Origin of the sequence: Leucobacter chironomi DSM 19883 (genome assembly GCF_000421845.1) — a bacterium.
GTDB lineage: Bacteria > Actinomycetota > Actinomycetes > Actinomycetales > Microbacteriaceae > Leucobacter > Leucobacter chironomi.
In genome coordinates this window covers 62122-78140 of record NZ_ATXU01000005.1, presented here as the reverse complement: position 1 = coordinate 78140, position 16019 = coordinate 62122, and the positions used below count along the sequence as shown (strand labels likewise).

The following is a 16019-nucleotide window of genomic DNA, read 5'->3' as shown; positions in this document are numbered from 1 at the left end:
TCTCCTCGCGGCGCTTGCGCGCCGTTGAGGCGCGAAGCCTGCCGCCCGGAGGAGGCTCGCCTCAGCGTGCCGCCTCGAGCGTCAGGAGCGAAGCCTCGGGGCGGCACGCGAACCGCACCGGTGCGTAGATGGAGTTGCCGAGACCGGCGCTCACGTTCAGGAACGCAGCGCGGTGAGCGTCGTACCAGACGCTGAGCCCGCGGGCCTGCGCGGTGGGGAGATCGCAGTTGGCGGTGAGCGCTCCCACGCCGGGTACGCGCACCTGGCCGCCGTGGGTGTGCCCGGCGAGGATCACGTCGGCCCCCTCGTCGAGGAGTGCGCCGAGCGCCTCCTGATAGGGTGCATGCACCACGCCGAGGCGCACTGCAGCGGTGTCATCGGCCGTTGCGTCGCTGCGCTCCGCCTGCAGCGCGTGCAGGGCTGAGCGCATCGCCGCGGCGTCGTGATAGCGCACATGCGGATCGTTCATCCCGAACAGTTCGACGCGCGTGCCGCGCAGTTCGAGCTGAGCGGCATCGTTGTTGAGGTTGATCGCGCCGAGCTCTTCGAGGCCGCGGGTGAGCGCGACGTTGTCGATGTTGGGCTTGCGCGTGCTGAGCCGGCTGGGCTCCATGAGGTATCGGGCCGGGTTCTTGAAGACGGGCCCGTAGTAGTCGTTGGAGCCGTGCACGAAGACCGTGGGCGTGCGCTCGACGAGGGGGCGCAGGGCGCGCAGCAGTGCGGGACGCGCCTGCAGATGACCCATGAGGTCGCCCGTGAGCACCAGGAGATCGGGGTGCAGCTCGACGAGCGAGCGCACCCAGTCGATCTTCCGCGACTGCCAGGGGGCGAGGTGCAGGTCGGAGAGCTGCAGCACTCGGATCGGTGCCGCGCCATCGGCCAGCAGCGGCACGGTGTGCCGACGCACGGTGAAGAGACGCCGCTCGATGAGCGTCGACCAGATCGCGACTCCCGCTGCGGCCGTTCCGAGAACGGCCGCAGCGTTGCGCTGCGCTGAGCTCACCGCGTCAGCCCTTGTCCGCGCAGGCGAGGACCATCGAGATCTTGCTGTTGCCTCGTGCCTCGCCGCCGCTCGCGGGATCAGTGGAGACCACCAGGTCCTTCTTCGGGTCGGGCTTGCCCCCGGCCTGGCAGGAGAAGTCGGCCCCGTTGAGTCCGGCGGCCCGCACTCGGGCCTCGGCATCGCTGCCTGTCGCACCCACCAGGCCGTCCGGCACGACGACCGCCTGGCCGTTGCTGCGGTACAGCGTGATGCCCGAGCCGAGAGAGACCGAGGCGCCGCCCTCCGGATCGGAGCGGGCGATGAGGCCCTGGGCGATCGAGGAGTCGATCTCGCCGCCGTCGGAGACGGAGAAGCCGACATCGGTGAGCAGCTTCGTCGCCTCGTCGAAGGGCTTGCCCTTCACGTCGGGCACGGTCACCATCGTCTGACGGATCGAAGCGGAGGAGGGCTGCGGGAACGCGGCGCCGCCGTACTTCTGGTCTGCGACGTTCATCATGGCCGGCCAGATCGTCTGATCCGCGAACATGAGGTTGCCGAAGCCCTGGGTCGAGACGCGCTCGCAGACGCCGTCGTCGTAGCAGATCGGGTCGGCGTTGCCCACCCAGGTGGCGGTGGCGACGGTGGTGCTGGAGCCCACGGTCCAGTTGTCCTTGATGTCGTCGGTGGTGCCGGTCTTCGCGAGGTGCGGCACACCGAAACGCGACTGCGCGTGGTCGGCGAGACCGTTCCTCACGGTCTCCTCGAGCGCATACGCCACACCTGCGGCGACCTCGGGGGCGACGCCCTCCGTGCACTTGCTCTTGGTGAACGGTACCGGCTCGCCCTTCGTGTCGAGGATCTCGTCGATGGGCACCGGGGTGCAGACGGTGCCGTCGCCAGCGAACGCGGCGAAGGCCGAGGCCATGGTGATGGGCGCGATCTCGTCGGTGCCCGCGAAGGTGCCCGAGGGCACGCGCGTGAGCTTCGTGGTGCCGTAGTTGTCGAAGCCGGGTTCATGGGTCTGCTTCGCGGCGCGGTGAATGCCCAGCTTCTCGGCGAGCTTGTAGGTGTCGCAGAGATCCATCTTCTGCTGCATCGACACGATGCCGCCGTTCACCGACTGGGTGATCGCCGTGAGCACCGGTCGGTTGCCCCGCACTCCGAGGTTGTCGTTCTGGAAGGTCCAGGGGCCGTAGCCGTAGACGCCGTCGGGGGAGCAGGAATCGCGGAAAGACTGCAGCTGCACGGTGCGTCCGTCCATCTGCACGATGTCACGGATGGAGTGGCCCGTGCGGATCCACTCGGCCAGCGTGATCGGCTTGAACGTCGATCCGACCTGGAAGCCGTTCGATCCGCCGTAGTCGAAGTCGGTGTTGTAATTCACCGTCGTGTATTCGGGGTTGACGCTCAGGAACGATTCCGCGTCGTTGAACGGCCGGTTCTGCACCATCCCGAGCACGCGCCCGGTGCCGACCTGCGTACTCACGCTCGCGGCACCGACCTTGATGCCGTCCATGAGCGCCGGCACGGTGTTGCGCACCGCTTCGAGCCCGGCCGCCTGAATGTCGAGGTCGATGGTGGTGTAGATCTTGAACCCGCCGCGGCTGAAGCGGAACTCGCGCTCGGCCGGGTTGGCCCCGAAGTTCGGATCCTGCTTGATGTAGCGCAGCACGTAGTCGCAGAAGTGGCCGAGCCCGAAGTTCTGCTCGGCGACGAAGCAGCCCGCGACGCGCGGCGTGATGTTCGGCTCGATCGGGGTGGCGACGGCCTCTTCATGCTGGGCCTCGGTGATCTTGCCGTGCTTCAGCATGCTGTCGAGGATCTTGTTGCGGCGCTCCAGGTTCGCGGGGAGGTTCTCGGGCACGTCAAGCTGGTACAGCGAGGGGTTGTTCACGATCGCGACGAGGCTCGCGGCCTCGGCCAGCGAGACGTCCTTCGCCGACTTGCCGTAGTAGTACTGCGCGGCCGACTCGATGCCGTAGATCTGGCGGCCGAAGAGAGCGATGTTGAGGTAGCCCAGCAGGATCTCGTCCTTCGGGTACTGCTTCTCGATGCTGATCGCGTAGCGCATCTCCTTGAGCTTGCGGTCGGCGTCCTGACGCATCGCGTCCTCGTAGGCCTTGTCGCGCTCCTCCGGGTCCTGGATCGAGTAGGCCTCTTGGATGAGCACGTTGCGCACGAACTGCATCGTGATCGTCGAGGCGCCCGACAGATTCTGGCCCGCTGCATTCTGCAGCACTGCTCGGCTCGTCGCCAGGATGTCGACCCCGCCGTGGGTGTAGAAGCGCGGATCCTCCTCGGCGACCGCAGCGTCCTTCACGTACTGGGAGATGGAGCCCCAGTCGACCATCTCGCGGTTCTGGTCGTAGAACGTGGCCAGTTCGTACTCGGTCCCGTCAGATCCCCTCGCGTAGAGGGTCGACGGCTCGGCGAGCTGGCCCGGGTCGAGGTGGCCGGGGAGCTTCTCGAAGATCTCGACGGCGGTCTTCGCGGTGTGGCCGCTCAGCGCGACGACCGGGGTGACGGCGGCGGTGACGAGCACTCCGGCGATCACGCTCATCGCGATGGCGCCGAGAATGCCGCCAAGGGCACCACCCGCGCTGCGCGGCTTGAAGGTGCGCACGCGCGCGGACTTGGATGTCTGACGGGTCATAGAATCAAGGGTAAGCGACATAGCTGACAAAACAGCAAGGCGGCAGGCCCCACGGCCTGTTCCGCCGTCGCCCGCAACGCATTGTCACCGCACATACCGAGGGGAGATCCGCACGTGAGTGAATCGACCGAAGCACCTCGCTGGGAGTACTTCGTCACGCCGCTGCTGCTGCACAACGAGGCCCAGATCCTCAACAACTGGGGGGCCCAGGGGTGGGAGCTCGTGCAGATCATCGAGGGTCCTGCCGGCGGCAACGTCGCATATCTGAAGAGGAAGGCCTGAAATGACGTCTGTGATCGAGGAGCGCCTGAGCGATCTCGGCTACGAGATTCCCGAGGTGGCCGCTGCGGTCGCCGCCTACGTCCCGGCTCTGCGCGACGGCAACTACGTGTACACGGCGGGGCAGCTGCCCTTCGTGAACGGTCAGCTGCCCGCCACCGGCAAGGTGGGTGAGGGCGAGGGCCTCGTCGCGCCCGAGCAGGCGGAGGAGCTCGCGCGGCTCTGCGCGCTCAACGCGCTCGCCGCCGCACGCGGCGTGATCGGCTCGCTCGACAAGATCACCCAGGTGGTGAAGGTGACCGCGTTCGTGGCCTCCGACCCTTCCTTCACCGGTCAGCCGGGCGTGGCCAATGGCGCCTCGGTCTTCCTCGGCCGCGTGTTCGGCGACCTCGGCATCCACGTGCGCTCGGCGGTGGGCGTCTCCGTGCTGCCGCTCGACGCCCCCGTCGAGATCGAGTTCGTGTTCAAGGTCGAGGACTGAGCGCGCCCTCGTCGTAACGCGACAACAAGGCGGGGCGGATCCGGTATTCGGATCCGCCCCGCCTTTCTCGCGCCTGCGAGCCGCTGCCTACTAACCGGCTCGCAGCTGATCCTGGATCGTGGACATGACCTTCGTGTCGGCGAGGGTGGTGGTGTCGCCCACCTCCTTGCCCTCGGCCACGTCCTTGAGGAGACGACGCATGATCTTGCCCGAGCGGGTCTTCGGCAACTCGGACACGACGAGCACCCGACGCGGCCTCGCGATGGCGCCGATGTGCGCGGCGACGTGCTGCTTGAGCTCGACCTCGGCCTGCTCGGGCGCGAGCAGCGTCTGCTGAGACTTCAGGATCACGAACGCCACGACTGCCTGACCGGTGGTGTCGTCGTGCGCGCCGACCACCGCGGACTCAGCGACGGCGTGGTGCTCGACGAGCGCCGACTCGATCTCGGCCGTCGAGAGCCGGTGGCCCGACACGTTCAGCACGTCGTCGACCCGGCCGAGCAGCCAGATGTCGCCGTCGTCGTCGAAGCGCGCGCCGTCGCCCGCGAAGTACTGGTCGCCGAACTTCGCCCAGTAGGTGTCGATGAATCGCTGGTCGTCGCCCCACACGGTGCGCACCATCGACGGCCAAGGGCGCTGCACCACCAGCAGGCCGCCCTGGCCGTGGCCGACTCGCTCGCCCTGCTCGTCGACGATGGTCGCGGTGATGCCGGGCTGCGGAACCTGGGCGCTGCCCGGCTTCAGCCCGGTGAGCCCCGGCAGCGGGGCGATCATGATGGCGCCCGTCTCAGTCTGCCACCAGGTGTCGACGATGGGAGCCTTGCCGCCGCCGATCACCTCGTGGTACCAGCGCCACGCCTCGGGATTGATGGGCTCGCCCACGCTGCCGAGCACGCGGATCGAGGAGAGGTCGTACTGCTCGGGAACCTGGCGCCCGACCTTCATGCAGGCGCGGATCGCCGTGGGGGCGGTGTAGAAGATGCTCACGCCGTACTTCTGGATGATGCTCCACCAGCGCCCCCAGTCGGGGGTCTCCGGGGTGCCCTCGTAGATGACCTGCGTGGCGCCGTTCGCGAGCGGTCCGTACACGACGTAGCTGTGGCCGGTGATCCAGCCGATATCGGCCGTGCACCAGTAGACGTCCGTCTCGGGTTTGAGGTCGAAGACGTCGCTGTGGGTGGCGGACACCTGAGTGAGGTAGCCGCCCGAGGTGTGCAGGATGCCCTTCGGCTTGCCCGTGGTGCCGGAGGTGTAGAGGATGAACAGCGGGTTCTCCGAGGGGAAGCCCTTCGCCTCGTGCTGTCCGTCGAAGGCCGTGATCTCCTCGTGCCACCAGAGGTCGCGACCCTCCTGCATGACGACCTCGTTGCCGCCGCGCTGCACGACGAGCACCCGCTCGACCGAGAGCGGGGTGCCGGTGTCGAGCGCGAGCGCGTCGTCGACGGTGGGCTTCAGAGCCGAGACCCGCCCCTTCCGGTAGCCGCCGTCGGCGGTGATGACGAGCTCGGCCTGGGCGTCGTCGATGCGGGCGCGCAGGCTCTCGGCGCTGAAACCGCCGAACACGACCGAGTGCGCCGCGCCGAGACGCGCGACCGCGAGCATCGCGATCACGGCCTCCGGGATCATCGGCATGTAGATCGCGACACGGTCGCCGGCGGAGACGCCGAGGCTCGTCAGCATGTTCGCGGCGCGCTTCACCTCGTGCGTCAGCTCGGCGTAGCTGAGGGTGCGCGTGTCGCCGGGCTCGCCTTCGAAATGGATCGCGACGCGATCCCCGAGGCCCGCTGCGACGTGGCGGTCGAGGCAGTTGGCGGCGACGTTCAGCTCGCCGTCGGCGAACCACTTCGCGAACGGCGGGTTCGACCAGTCAAGAATCTCGGTGAACGGCTTCGACCACTTGAGCTGGCGGGCGCGCTCGGCCCAGTAGGCCTCGGGATCCTGCGCCGCCTGCCAGTAGACGGAGGAGTCGCGCACGTTCGCCTGCGCGCGGAACTCGTCCGACGGCGGATACACCTCCACCTCCTCGCCGTGCTGCAGCGGGTGACTCTCGATGGTGCCGTTCTGATCAGTCATGGACGCCCTTATCCGTCTTTCCAGTGATCCGCCCGCGGAACGGGGCCGTGGCTGCCGAGACCGCGCGCGTGCGAATGAATGCTGGTGTCAGGCTATACCGTCGGAGGGGTCATCGTCGCGTGGGACTTCGCTCACAATCCGGTCCTGCGCGGAGATCGCGCGGCTTATCCACACAAGCCCCGTTCCGCCACCGCGAGCATCGGGATCCTGCTTGTCTGAGACCATGACCGCTGACCCCGTCTCCATGCCCCGCGGTGCGCCCGTTCCGATGCCCCGCGGTCCGGCGCCGCTCTTCGCGCCCGCACGGACGGGGCGGCTCGGCATCGCCGAGCGGCGCGCCCTCGGCGGCCTGCTGCCGCTGCTCGACGACCCGGAGCTGCGCGACCTGCTCGTGCAGGTGAGCGCCGGCGAAGGGCGGCTGTGGGCGGATCGCGGCGGCGGGCCGCAGCCCATCGGGGGCTGGCGTGCGACACCTGCCGCCGTGCACCGGCTGGCCTGCGAGCTGATCGCGGCCGGCGGGCGGCACATCGACGAGTTGCACCCCTGCGCCGACGTACGGATCGGCGACGGGATCCGGGTGCACGCAGTGCTGCCGCCGGTGGCGGTCGAGGGCGCTGCGGTCTCGATCCGCGTGCCCAGGGTCGCGCCCCCGGATTTCGATGCGCTCGTGAGCGGTGGGCTCTGCTCGGACGCGATGGCCCGGGCGCTCCGCAGCGCGATCGCCGCTCGCCGCAACCTGCTCGTGACCGGCGGCACCGGGAGCGGGAAGACCACGATGCTCGGAGCGCTGCTCGGGCTGGCCGATCCTCGCGAGCGGATCCTCGTCATCGAGGACCTCGCGGAGCTGCGGCTGCGCCACCCCCACGCGCTCTCGCTCGAGGCCCGCCGACCGAGCACCGAGGGCCTCGGCGAGGTGGGGCTCGACCGCCTGCTGCGCGAGGCGCTGCGCATGCGTCCGGATCGGATCGTGCTCGGCGAGTGCCGAGGGGCGGAGGTGGCGACCCTGCTCGCCGCTTTGAACACGGGGCACGACGGCAGCGCGGGTACGCTGCACGCGAACCGCATCGAGCACGTGCCGGCCAGGCTGGAGGCCCTTGGCGCCCTCGCGGGGCTCGACCCGCCGGCGCTGACGCGGCAGGCGGCGTCGGCGCTGCACGGGGTCATCCACCTCGAACGCCGCCGAGGCGTCCACCGCGTGGCCGGGGCCGGCCGGCTTCGGCTCGATCGCGCCGGGCTGCTCCGCATCGAGGAGGTGCGGCCGTGACAGGGCGGAGGCGCGCGCGGAGCGAGGCCGGCGCGGGAGATGCGGCCGAGCTGGCGCTCCGCTGCGCCGCGCTGCTGCGCGGGGGCGTCCCGGCTGGACGTGCGGTGGTGCTCGCCTCGGCGGATCCGCCCGGTGGTCCCCCTAGGCGTGAGGGCGCGGACCCGGCGGGCCTCGCCGCACGCATCGCCGCCGGGGTTCCACCGCCCGAGGCGCTCGGTGCGTGCGGGGCGCCCGAGTGGCGGGTGCTCGCGGCCGCCTGGCGGCTGGCCGAGCAGAGCGGTGCACCGCTCGCCCCCGCCCTGCAACGCATCGGCTCGGCGCTGCGCGGTCTGGAGCAGCTGCGGGCGCGCCGTGCGGTGCTGCTCTCGGGGCCGCGCGCGACGGTGCGCCTCGTCTCGGCGCTGCCGCCGCTCGCGCTGCTGCTCGGCGCCCTGCTCGGCTTCGATCCGGTGCCCGTGCTGCTGAGCCCGCTGGGTGCCGTGCTGCTGTCCGCCGGGGCGCTGCTGCTCGCCGCAGGGGTCGCGTGGGGCCGAGCGCTGCTGCGCCGGCTCGAACGCGAGGACTGCGTCGCCGGGATCGAACTCGAACTGGTGTGGGTCGCGCTCGGCGGTGGCGCCCCGCCGGGGGCTGCGGCGCTGCGCACGGCGGACGCCGTCGACGCCTTCGGTGCGGAGTGGGTGCCGTTCTCGGCCTTCGAGCGGTCGGGAGCGCTCGCGAGCGCCGTCGCGGCGGCGACGAGCACGGGTGCGCCCCTGCAGCGCCTGCTGCTGGAGGAGGCGGCGGCTGCGCGGGCCCGGGCTCAGGCGAGGCTCGAACAGGGAGCGGAACGTCTCGGCGTGCGGGTGCTGGTGCCGATGGGCGTGTGCGTGCTGCCCGCGTTCATCGTGCTCGGAGTCTTGCCGGTGCTCATCGCCATGCTGGGCGCCTGATGCGGCTCGCACTTCGCTCACAATTGCGCATCCGGCCCGGATCGCCCGGACTTCTTCACAGATCCTCGACCGGCGCTCCGGCGTCGACGCGACTGCCGCAGGATGGGTGCACCGGCGACCGCCGGGCCGTGCGCGATGAAGGGAGCACCCCATGAATGCCAGACTCGAACTCGTATCGGACCGCGGCGTCGCGCTGCGGAAGCAGCCCGCGCCGCCTCCTTCGGGGCAGGGTCGCCCCGCGTTCGTGGCGCGCGCTCGCCGCCGACGCGCAGCAGCGCCCGCCTCCCGCGATCTGCTCGGCGACGAGCGGGGCGCGATCACGGCGGAGTACGCGGTGGTGATCCTTGCCGCGGTCGCCTTCGCGGGCCTGCTTGTGGCGATCATGCGATCGGCGGAGATCCGCGCCATGCTCGTGCAGCTGGTCGAGAATGCTCTCGGCTCCGGCGGGTAGCGCCGGTGCCGGGCGAGTGCTCGGCGCGCTCGATGGTGCTGCTGCCGGCAGTTCGTCGCGGCCGCGTTTCGGCGGTCCGCTGGGCGGTCTCGTCCGCGACGAGCGCGGCACCGTCACCGCGGAGTTCGCGGTGGTGATGCCGGCGGTGCTCGTGGTGCTCGGTCTCGTGATCGGCGGGATCTTCATCGCGGCCCACCGCATCACGCTGGTGAGTCTCGCTGCGGAGGTCGCGAGACTCGAGGCCAGGGGCGATGCGGACCGCGCACGAGCCCGGCTCGATGAGGCCCAGGGGGCGATCACGGTGCAACGGGACCGCAGCGGACCGCTCCACTGCGTCACCCTCAGGGCCAGCCCGGGGCGCGGGATCCTCTCGGGCATCGGCATCGAGAGTCGGGCGTGCGCCGCGACGAACAGCGAACCCGGCGGCGATTCCGAGGCGTCGCCGTGAGCGCGCCGGCCCTGCTCGCCTGCGGCGCTGCGGCGCTCTGCCTGGGCTTGCCGCTGATCGCCGCGAGCGCCCAGCTCGAGGCCGGGCATCGCGCGGCGGCAGCGGCGGACGCCGCCGCGCTCGCCGCCGCTGATGCGATGACGGGCTGGATCGAGGGGGAGCCCTGCGCACTCGCGGGACTCGTCGCGGTCGAAGCGGGAGCGGCGCTCGCGGGGTGCGAGGCCTCCTCGGTCTCGGGCGAGGCTCGAGTCGAGATGCGGATCGCGTTGCCGTTCGGGGACGCGGTGGCCGCGGCGCGAGCAGGGCCGCCGCCCGGCCCGGTCCAAGCCGCGAGAGGCGCGGTCGCGGCGAACGGCTGGGCCTGGCCGTCGGATCTTCGGGCCCTCTCGCAGGGGTTCCACGACGGCTTCTCGCTCGACCTCGAGGTGACTGCCGAAGGCGCGCTCTACGCTCCGTACGCGGGCGTCGTGGTGCGTGCCGGGCCGGACGGGGGAGGGATGCCCGATCCGTGCGTCGCCCGCCCCGAGTGGTGGCGGGGCGTCAACCACACGGTGCTCATGCGGCACGACGTCGGGGGCCGCACCCTCTACAGCTCGCACAACCATGTCGCGCCGGGGTCGCCGCAGCGCTTCGGGGTCGTGCCGGGTGCGCGGGTGGTGGCTGGGCAGCGGGTCGCGAGCGCCGGGATGAGCGGCTGCACCTCCGGGCCGCACACCCACTTCACTCTCTCGTCGGCTCCGTCGAACAGGAACCCGGACGTCGATCCGCTCGCCTACCTCGGTCCGCCGTGACCGCACCCACCGCTCGGGTCTGCGACGGGTGTTAGGGCAGGGCGCGGGAGCCGTCGCGCGAACCGGCCGCGGGGCGTGCAGGCCGAGGCCGAGGCCTCGTCGCGCGCTCCCGTGATCGCGACGATGGTATGAATAGAGGAGCGCCGCGGATCGCCGATAGTGGTTTCTTGCACGAGAGTGTGTATCGTGTCGGTGCAGAACCGCGTGTCGGTGCAGCAACCGGCAGTCGCCGAGCAGGCGACTCACCAGCCGTGAGCTCGGAGCAACGAAGGAGACCCGTGGAGGGTACGAAGAAACTCGTCATCGTCGAGTCGCCGACCAAGGCGCGCACGATCGGCGCCTATCTCGGCGACGACTACGAGGTCATCGCCTCGGTCGGGCACATCCGCGATCTCGCCGAGCCGTCAGAGCTGCCGAGCGAACTGAAGAAGGGGCCCTTCGGCAAGTTCGCCGTCGATGTCGACAACGACTTCGCCCCCTACTACGTCGTCAACGACAACAAGAAGAGGACGGTCTCCGAGCTCAAGCGGGCGCTGAAGGGAGCGGACGAGCTCTGGCTCGCAACAGATGAGGACCGCGAGGGCGAGGCCATCGCGTGGCACCTGCTCGAGGTGCTGAAGCCCAAGGTGCCGGTGCGCCGCATGGTCTTCCACGAGATCACCCGAGAGGCGATCGAGCAGGCCAAGCAGAACACGCGTGATCTCGACATCTCGCTCGTCGACGCTCAGGAGACCCGCAGAATCCTCGACCGGCTCTACGGCTACGACATCTCGCCCGTGCTGTGGCGCAAGGTCGCCCCCAAGCTGTCCGCCGGCCGCGTGCAGTCGGCGGCGACGCGCCTCGTCGTCGACCGCGAGCGCGAGCGGCAGGCGTTCCGCGCCGCCGAGTACTGGGATCTCACCGCCACCTTCCAGCCCGCCGCCGACGCCGCCGACACGACCGCCTTCGAGGCGAAGCTCGTACGCGTCGGCGATCGGCGCGTGGCCACAGGTGGCGACTTCGGCGACGACGGCGAACTCACCCCCCGGGCGCTGAAGGCGAACGTCGTCGGCCTCGAGCAGCAGCGTGCCGAGCGCCTCGCCTCGCTGCTCGGCACCGGCACCGCGGCGACGGTGCTCTCGGTCGAGACCAAGCCCCACACCCGCCGCCCCGCGGCTCCGTTCACCACCTCCACGTTGCAGCAGGAGGCCTCGCGCAAGCTGCGCTACAGCTCGCGCCAGACCATGTCGTTCGCGCAGTCGCTCTACGAGAACGGCTACATCACCTATATGCGTACCGACTCGCCCACGCTCTCGAGCCAGGCGATCCAGGCGGCGCGCAAGCAGGCCGCCGAGCTCTACGGCGCCGAGACGCTGCCCGAGAAGCCCCGCGTCTTCACCGGAAAGGCGAAGGGCGCGCAGGAGGCCCACGAGGCGATCCGCCCCGCAGGCGACACCTTCCAGCGGCCCAGCTCGTTGAAGGGCAAGCTCACCCAGGGCGAGTACGCCCTGTACGAGCTGATCTGGAAGCGCACCGTCGCCAGCCAGATGGCCGACGCCAAGGGATCCACCGACACCGTCACGGTCGGCGCCTCCGTCGTCGAGCCCGGAGAGGGCACTGCCACCGCGCTCGAGTTCACCGCCAGCGGCACCGTGATCACCTTCCCCGGCTTCCTGCTCGCCTACGAGGAGGGGCGCGACGAGAAGCGCGGCGACGCCGAGCAGAACGTCTCCCTGCCGCAGCTCTCCGAGCGTCAGGGTCTCGGGATCGCCGATCCCACCGCCAAGGGCCACGAGACCAGCCCGCCGCCGCGCTACACCGAGGCGAGCCTCACCAAGCGCCTCGAAGAGCTCGGCATCGGCCGCCCCTCGACCTACGCGGCGATCATCAGCACCATCATGGATCGCGGCTACGTCACGAAGAAGGGCCAGGCTCTCGTGCCGAGCTGGATCGCCTTCTCCGTCGTTCGCCTGCTCGAGGAGCACTTCAGTGCGCTCGTCGACTACGACTTCACCGCCGAGATGGAGAACGATCTCGACCGCATCGCCGCCGGCGAGGCTGCGCGCGGCAAGTGGCTGGGCGAGTTCTACTTCGGCACCGACGCCCACCCGGGCCTGCGCGGCGTGGTCGACAACCTCGGCGAGATCGACGCGCGCGCGATCAACACGATCAAGATCGATGACGAGATCTCGCTGCGCAACGGCAAGTACGGCCCCTACCTCGAAGTCTTCGACGAGAAGTGCGAGGTCGGCGACGACGGCGCGCTCAAGCCGCGCAGCGTCAACATCCCGGACGGCATGGCCCCCGACGAGCTCACCCCCGAGCGCGCCCACGAGCTGGCCGACGCCGAGCCCGCGGAGGACCGGGTCGTGGGTCTGCACCCGCAGACCGGCAAGCGCGTCATCGCGAAGAACGGACGCTTCGGCCCCTACGTCACCGAGCTGCCCGACGAGGGCGAGGAGCTGCCCAAGGGGCAGAAGCCGCGCACAGCGTCGCTTTTCAAGAGCATGGATCCCGCGACGATCGACCTCGACGCGGCCGTCGCACTGCTCGACCTGCCGCGCGTCGTGGGGCAGGATCCCGAATCGGGTGCCGAGATCACCGCGCAGAACGGCCGCTACGGCCCCTACCTGAAGAAGGGCACGGACACCCGGACGCTGCCGAGCGAGGACGCGATCTTCTCGGTCGATCTCGCGGGCGCCCAGGAGCTCTTCGCGCAGCCGAAGTACGGTGCGCGGAAGGCCAGCGCGGCGCTCAAGGAGTTCGACGCCGACCCGGTGAGCGGGAAGCCCGTGCGCGTGCGCGACGGACGCTTCGGCCCGTACGTCACGGACGGCGAGACCAACGCGACGATCCCGCGCGGCGACAGCGTGGACGACATCACCTTTGAACGCGCGATCGAGCTGCTGGCCATCAAGCGCGCCAAGGGTCCGGCGAAGAAGAAGGCTCCCGCGCGCAAGACCGCGGCGAAGAAGACCGCCGCGGCCGGCAAGGCGACGACCACGAAGGCAACGACCAAGAAGCCGGCGGCCAAGAGGACCGCCGCGAAGAAGGCGGTCGACCCGGCCCGCTCCGCTGCGGCGAAGAAGGCGGCCGAGACGCGCAAGGCGAACGCGGCGAAGAAAGCCGCCGAAGCCGCAGGACAGTAGCGAGGGGTGCGCCTCAGAGACGTCCTCCTGCCGAACCAGCCGCGACTCCCGTGGCGCCGGCTCGTGCTGGCCTCACTCGGAGTCGCGGTGATCGTCGGCGTGCTCGGGCTCCTCGACGAGACCGTCGACCTGCTGCCGCTGTTCGTGGGCTTCGCCCCCAGCTGCCTCCTCGTCTTCGTGCTCCCCGAGGCGCCGGTCTCCCAGCCTCCCGCGGTGATCGGCGGGCAGCTCGTCGCGTCGCTCGTCGGCGTGGCCGGTGCGTTCGTGCTGCCGGTGACCTGGTGGAGCATCGCGCTCGTCGCGGGGTGCTCGGTCGGGGCGATGGCGGTGCTGCGGATCATCCACCCTCCGGCGATCGCGAACACCGTGCTCGCCTTCGTCACCGGGGCGGGCTGGATGTTCCTGCTGGTGCCCGTGCTCGCAGCTTCGATGGCGATCGTCGCGGTGGCACTCGTCTGGCACCGCTGCACGGGCACCCGCTATCCGGCCCCCGGCCTGCTCGGCGGGCCGCCGCCGCGTCGTCGCACCACGGGCTGAGTCGCTTCGCCGGCCGAGGTCGAGCCGCGGTCGAGCGGCGGCCGAGCCGCGGTCGATGGCAGACTGGACCCATGAGCGGACTCTTCATCACCCTCGAAGGCGGCGACGGTGCGGGCAAGAGCACCCAGGCGGAGCTGCTTGGGGCCTGGCTCGAGGCCCGTGGTCACGAGGTCGTGCGCACGCGCGAGCCGGGCGGCACGCGTCTCGGCATCGAAGTGCGGCGTCTGCTGCTGCACGGCGGCGACGAGATCGGCGAGGTCGATCCCCGCGCCGAGACGCTGCTCTACGCGGCCGACCGGGCGCAGCACATCGCGAAGGTCGTACGGCCGGCTCTCGAACGCGGGGCGATCGTGGTGGCGGATCGCTATATCGATTCGTCGCTCGCCTACCAGGGGGCCGGGCGCGTGCTCGACGTTGCCGATGTACGACGCATCAGCGAATGGGCGGTCGGCGGCCTCTGGCCCCAGGTCACCGTGCTGCTCGATCTCGACCCCGTGACCGCGATCGCGCGGCGACGCGGACGCGGGGAAGTCGACGATCGCCTCGAGGCGGAGGCCGTCGAGTTTCACGAGGCGGTGCGCGAGGGCTTCCGAGACCTTGCCCGCGTCGCTCCCGACCGCTACCTCGTGCTCGACGCCGCGCAGCCTGCGGACGAGCTGCACACGGCCGTGATCAACCGCGTGGCGCCGCTGCTCACGGCCCTCTGACCGCCGGCGAGAGGGCGACGACCCTCTCCGGCAGCGCGATGCCGGGCAGCGTGATCCGCGGAACATGGTGGAGCCGGATCTCGGCCGCGGGGGAGCTCTGGTCGCACCGAGCTGCGAGCTGCAGCACCATCTACCTGACACTTCATCGGATGAAAGTTAGGTTATGATTAGCGAGATTTCGCGGGGCGCGCTCCGCGAGACGCAGCGAGCGTCGCTCGCGCAACCCGTCATTCCGATGAAAGGACCGCCCATGCGCGTCTCCCGCGTTCTCGGTCTCGCCGCAGCCATCGCTGTCGCGATCCCTCTCGCCGCCTGCTCCTCCTCCTCTTCTGGCGGCGACGAAGCCTCGTCCGGCACCGCCTCCTCCGAGGGTTTCCCCGTCGTCATCGAACATGCCTACGGCGAGACGACCGTGGTCGAGAAGCCCGAGCGCGTCGCGACCGTCGCGTGGGCCAACCACGAGGTTCCGCTCGCCCTCGGCATTGTGCCGGTCGGCATGAGCAAGGCCGCGTGGGGCGATGACGACGGCGACGGCGTGCTGCCCTGGGTCGACGAGAAGCTCGAAGAGCTCGGGGCTGAAACGCCCGTGCTGTTCGACGAGACCGACGGCATCGACTTCGAGGCCGTCGCAGACACCAAGCCCGATGTGATCCTCGCCGGCTACTCCGGCCTCACCGAGGAGGAGTACGACACCCTCTCGAAGATCGCCCCCGTGGTCGCCTACCCGGCAGGCGGTGTCGCCTGGGGCACCTCGGTCGAAGACATGATCACGATCAACTCGAAGGCCCTCGGCCTCGAGACCGAGGGGAAGCAGCTCATCGCCGACCTCGACGCGCAGTCGCGCGACGCGCTCGACGCGAACGCCGGTCTGGCCGATAAGAAGGTCATCTTCGCGTTCATCGATCCATCTGACCTCAGCAAGGTCGGCTTCTACACCAGCCACGACACCCGTCCCGGCTTCCTCGAGGGCCTCGGTATGCCCACCCCGACCATCGTCTCAGAGGAGACCGCCAAGACCGATGCCTTCTACGTCGAGGTCAGCTCGGAAGACGCCGAGCGCTTCGAAGACGTCGACGTCTTCGTCACCTACGGCGACCCTGACGGCAAGCTCGTCGCGCAGCTGCAGGCCGATCCGCTGCTCTCCAAGATTCCCGCGATCGCGGCCGGCGACATCGTCATCCTCGAAGATTCGACGCCGCGCGCCGCGTCGGCGAACCCCTCGCCGCTGTCGGTTCCGTGGGGCATCGGCGACTACTTCGCCCTGCTGAACAGCAGCTCCGCAACCGAGTAGGGCGC

14 protein-coding genes are annotated in these 16019 nt (G+C 70.3%); 11 read left to right on the top strand and 3 right to left on the bottom strand.

The annotated features are described in order from the left end of the window. Positions 1-61: 61 nt before the first annotated feature. Positions 62-1003, bottom strand: a complete 942-nt coding sequence (locus H629_RS0106660) for a metallophosphoesterase (RefSeq protein WP_024356514.1) — start codon at positions 1001-1003, stop codon at positions 62-64. Positions 1004-1007: 4 nt separating this feature from the next. Then, positions 1008-3635, bottom strand: coding sequence for a transglycosylase domain-containing protein (locus H629_RS0106655; RefSeq protein WP_240471069.1), 2628 nt, complete (start codon positions 3633-3635; stop codon positions 1008-1010). A gap of 114 nt (positions 3636-3749) precedes the next feature. Between H629_RS0106655 and H629_RS15150 the strand changes: the two genes are divergently transcribed. Beyond that, the gene (locus H629_RS15150; RefSeq protein ID WP_017883616.1) at positions 3750-3917 is read left to right on the top strand and encodes a Sp36 family protein; all 168 of its coding nucleotides are present in this window, start codon (positions 3750-3752) and stop codon (positions 3915-3917) included. A gap of 1 nt (position 3918) precedes the next feature. Then, a complete protein-coding gene (locus tag H629_RS0106645; protein ID WP_024356512.1) occupies positions 3919-4395 on the top strand; it encodes a RidA family protein in 477 nt (158 codons plus the stop codon). A gap of 90 nt (positions 4396-4485) precedes the next feature. On the opposite strand, the gene acs is transcribed toward H629_RS0106645, so the two are convergent. Continuing rightward, positions 4486-6468 carry an acetate--CoA ligase gene (gene acs / locus H629_RS0106640; protein WP_024356511.1) on the bottom strand — a complete coding sequence of 661 codons (1983 nt, stop codon included), beginning with the start codon at positions 6466-6468 and terminating at the stop codon, positions 4486-4488. Between the two features lie 223 nt (positions 6469-6691). Here acs and H629_RS0106635 point away from each other — a divergent pair, with 223 nt between their 5' ends. The 9 genes from H629_RS0106635 to H629_RS0106590 all read left to right on the top strand — a co-directional run bounded on the left by H629_RS0106635 (position 6692) and on the right by H629_RS0106590 (position 16014). After that, positions 6692-7732, top strand: a complete 1041-nt coding sequence (locus H629_RS0106635; RefSeq protein WP_024356510.1) for an ATPase, T2SS/T4P/T4SS family — start codon at positions 6692-6694, stop codon at positions 7730-7732. Beyond that, positions 7729-8661: a type II secretion system F family protein gene (locus H629_RS0106630; RefSeq protein ID WP_024356509.1), complete on the top strand. Its 933-nt coding sequence runs from the start codon at positions 7729-7731 to the stop codon at positions 8659-8661. Before H629_RS0106635 ends, H629_RS0106630 begins: the two co-directional genes overlap by 4 nt. A 151-nt stretch (positions 8662-8812) precedes the next feature. Continuing rightward, positions 8813-9112, top strand: a complete 300-nt coding sequence (locus tag H629_RS0106625) for a DUF4244 domain-containing protein (protein ID WP_024356508.1) — start codon at positions 8813-8815, stop codon at positions 9110-9112. Beyond that, positions 9090-9560: a TadE family type IV pilus minor pilin gene (locus tag H629_RS14035; RefSeq protein WP_024356507.1), complete on the top strand. Its 471-nt coding sequence runs from the start codon at positions 9090-9092 to the stop codon at positions 9558-9560. The genes H629_RS0106625 and H629_RS14035 overlap by 23 nt, the downstream gene beginning before the upstream one ends. Continuing rightward, entirely contained in the window at positions 9557-10351 is a 795-nt protein-coding gene (locus H629_RS0106615; protein ID WP_024356506.1) for a M23 family metallopeptidase, read from the top strand. Before H629_RS14035 ends, H629_RS0106615 begins: the two co-directional genes overlap by 4 nt. A 278-nt stretch (positions 10352-10629) precedes the next feature. Next, positions 10630-13479 carry a type I DNA topoisomerase gene (gene topA / locus H629_RS0106610; RefSeq protein WP_024356505.1) on the top strand — a complete coding sequence of 950 codons (2850 nt, stop codon included), beginning with the start codon at positions 10630-10632 and terminating at the stop codon, positions 13477-13479. Between the two features lie 6 nt (positions 13480-13485). Continuing rightward, positions 13486-14016 carry an HPP family protein gene (locus H629_RS0106605; RefSeq protein WP_024356504.1) on the top strand — a complete coding sequence of 177 codons (531 nt, stop codon included), beginning with the start codon at positions 13486-13488 and terminating at the stop codon, positions 14014-14016. A 71-nt stretch (positions 14017-14087) separates the two neighbouring features. After that, on the top strand, positions 14088-14723 hold the full coding sequence (tmk, locus tag H629_RS0106600; protein WP_024356503.1) for a dTMP kinase: 636 nt from the start codon (positions 14088-14090) through the stop codon (positions 14721-14723). Positions 14724-14973: 250 nt separating this feature from the next. Continuing rightward, positions 14974-16014 carry an iron-siderophore ABC transporter substrate-binding protein gene (locus H629_RS0106590; RefSeq protein WP_024356502.1) on the top strand — a complete coding sequence of 347 codons (1041 nt, stop codon included), beginning with the start codon at positions 14974-14976 and terminating at the stop codon, positions 16012-16014. Positions 16015-16019: the final 5 nt, after the last annotated feature.

What these genes read in the sequence shown, in the direction of transcription:
- H629_RS0106655 (WP_240471069.1), bottom strand. Translation starts at nt 3,635, where the DNA reads ATGACCCGTCAGACATCCAAGTCCGCGCGCGTGCGCACCTTCAAGCCG.
- H629_RS0106645 (WP_024356512.1), top strand. Translation starts at nt 3,919, where the DNA reads ATGACGTCTGTGATCGAGGAGCGCCTGAGCGATCTCGGCTACGAGATT.
- acs (WP_024356511.1), bottom strand. Translation starts at nt 6,468, where the DNA reads ATGACTGATCAGAACGGCACCATCGAGAGTCACCCGCTGCAGCACGGC.
- H629_RS0106635 (WP_024356510.1), top strand. Translation starts at nt 6,692, where the DNA reads ATGACCGCTGACCCCGTCTCCATGCCCCGCGGTGCGCCCGTTCCGATG.
- H629_RS0106625 (WP_024356508.1), top strand. Translation starts at nt 8,813, where the DNA reads ATGAATGCCAGACTCGAACTCGTATCGGACCGCGGCGTCGCGCTGCGG.
- H629_RS14035 (WP_024356507.1), top strand. Translation starts at nt 9,090, where the DNA reads ATGCTCTCGGCTCCGGCGGGTAGCGCCGGTGCCGGGCGAGTGCTCGGC.
- tmk (WP_024356503.1), top strand. Translation starts at nt 14,088, where the DNA reads ATGAGCGGACTCTTCATCACCCTCGAAGGCGGCGACGGTGCGGGCAAG.
- H629_RS0106590 (WP_024356502.1), top strand. Translation starts at nt 14,974, where the DNA reads ATGCGCGTCTCCCGCGTTCTCGGTCTCGCCGCAGCCATCGCTGTCGCG.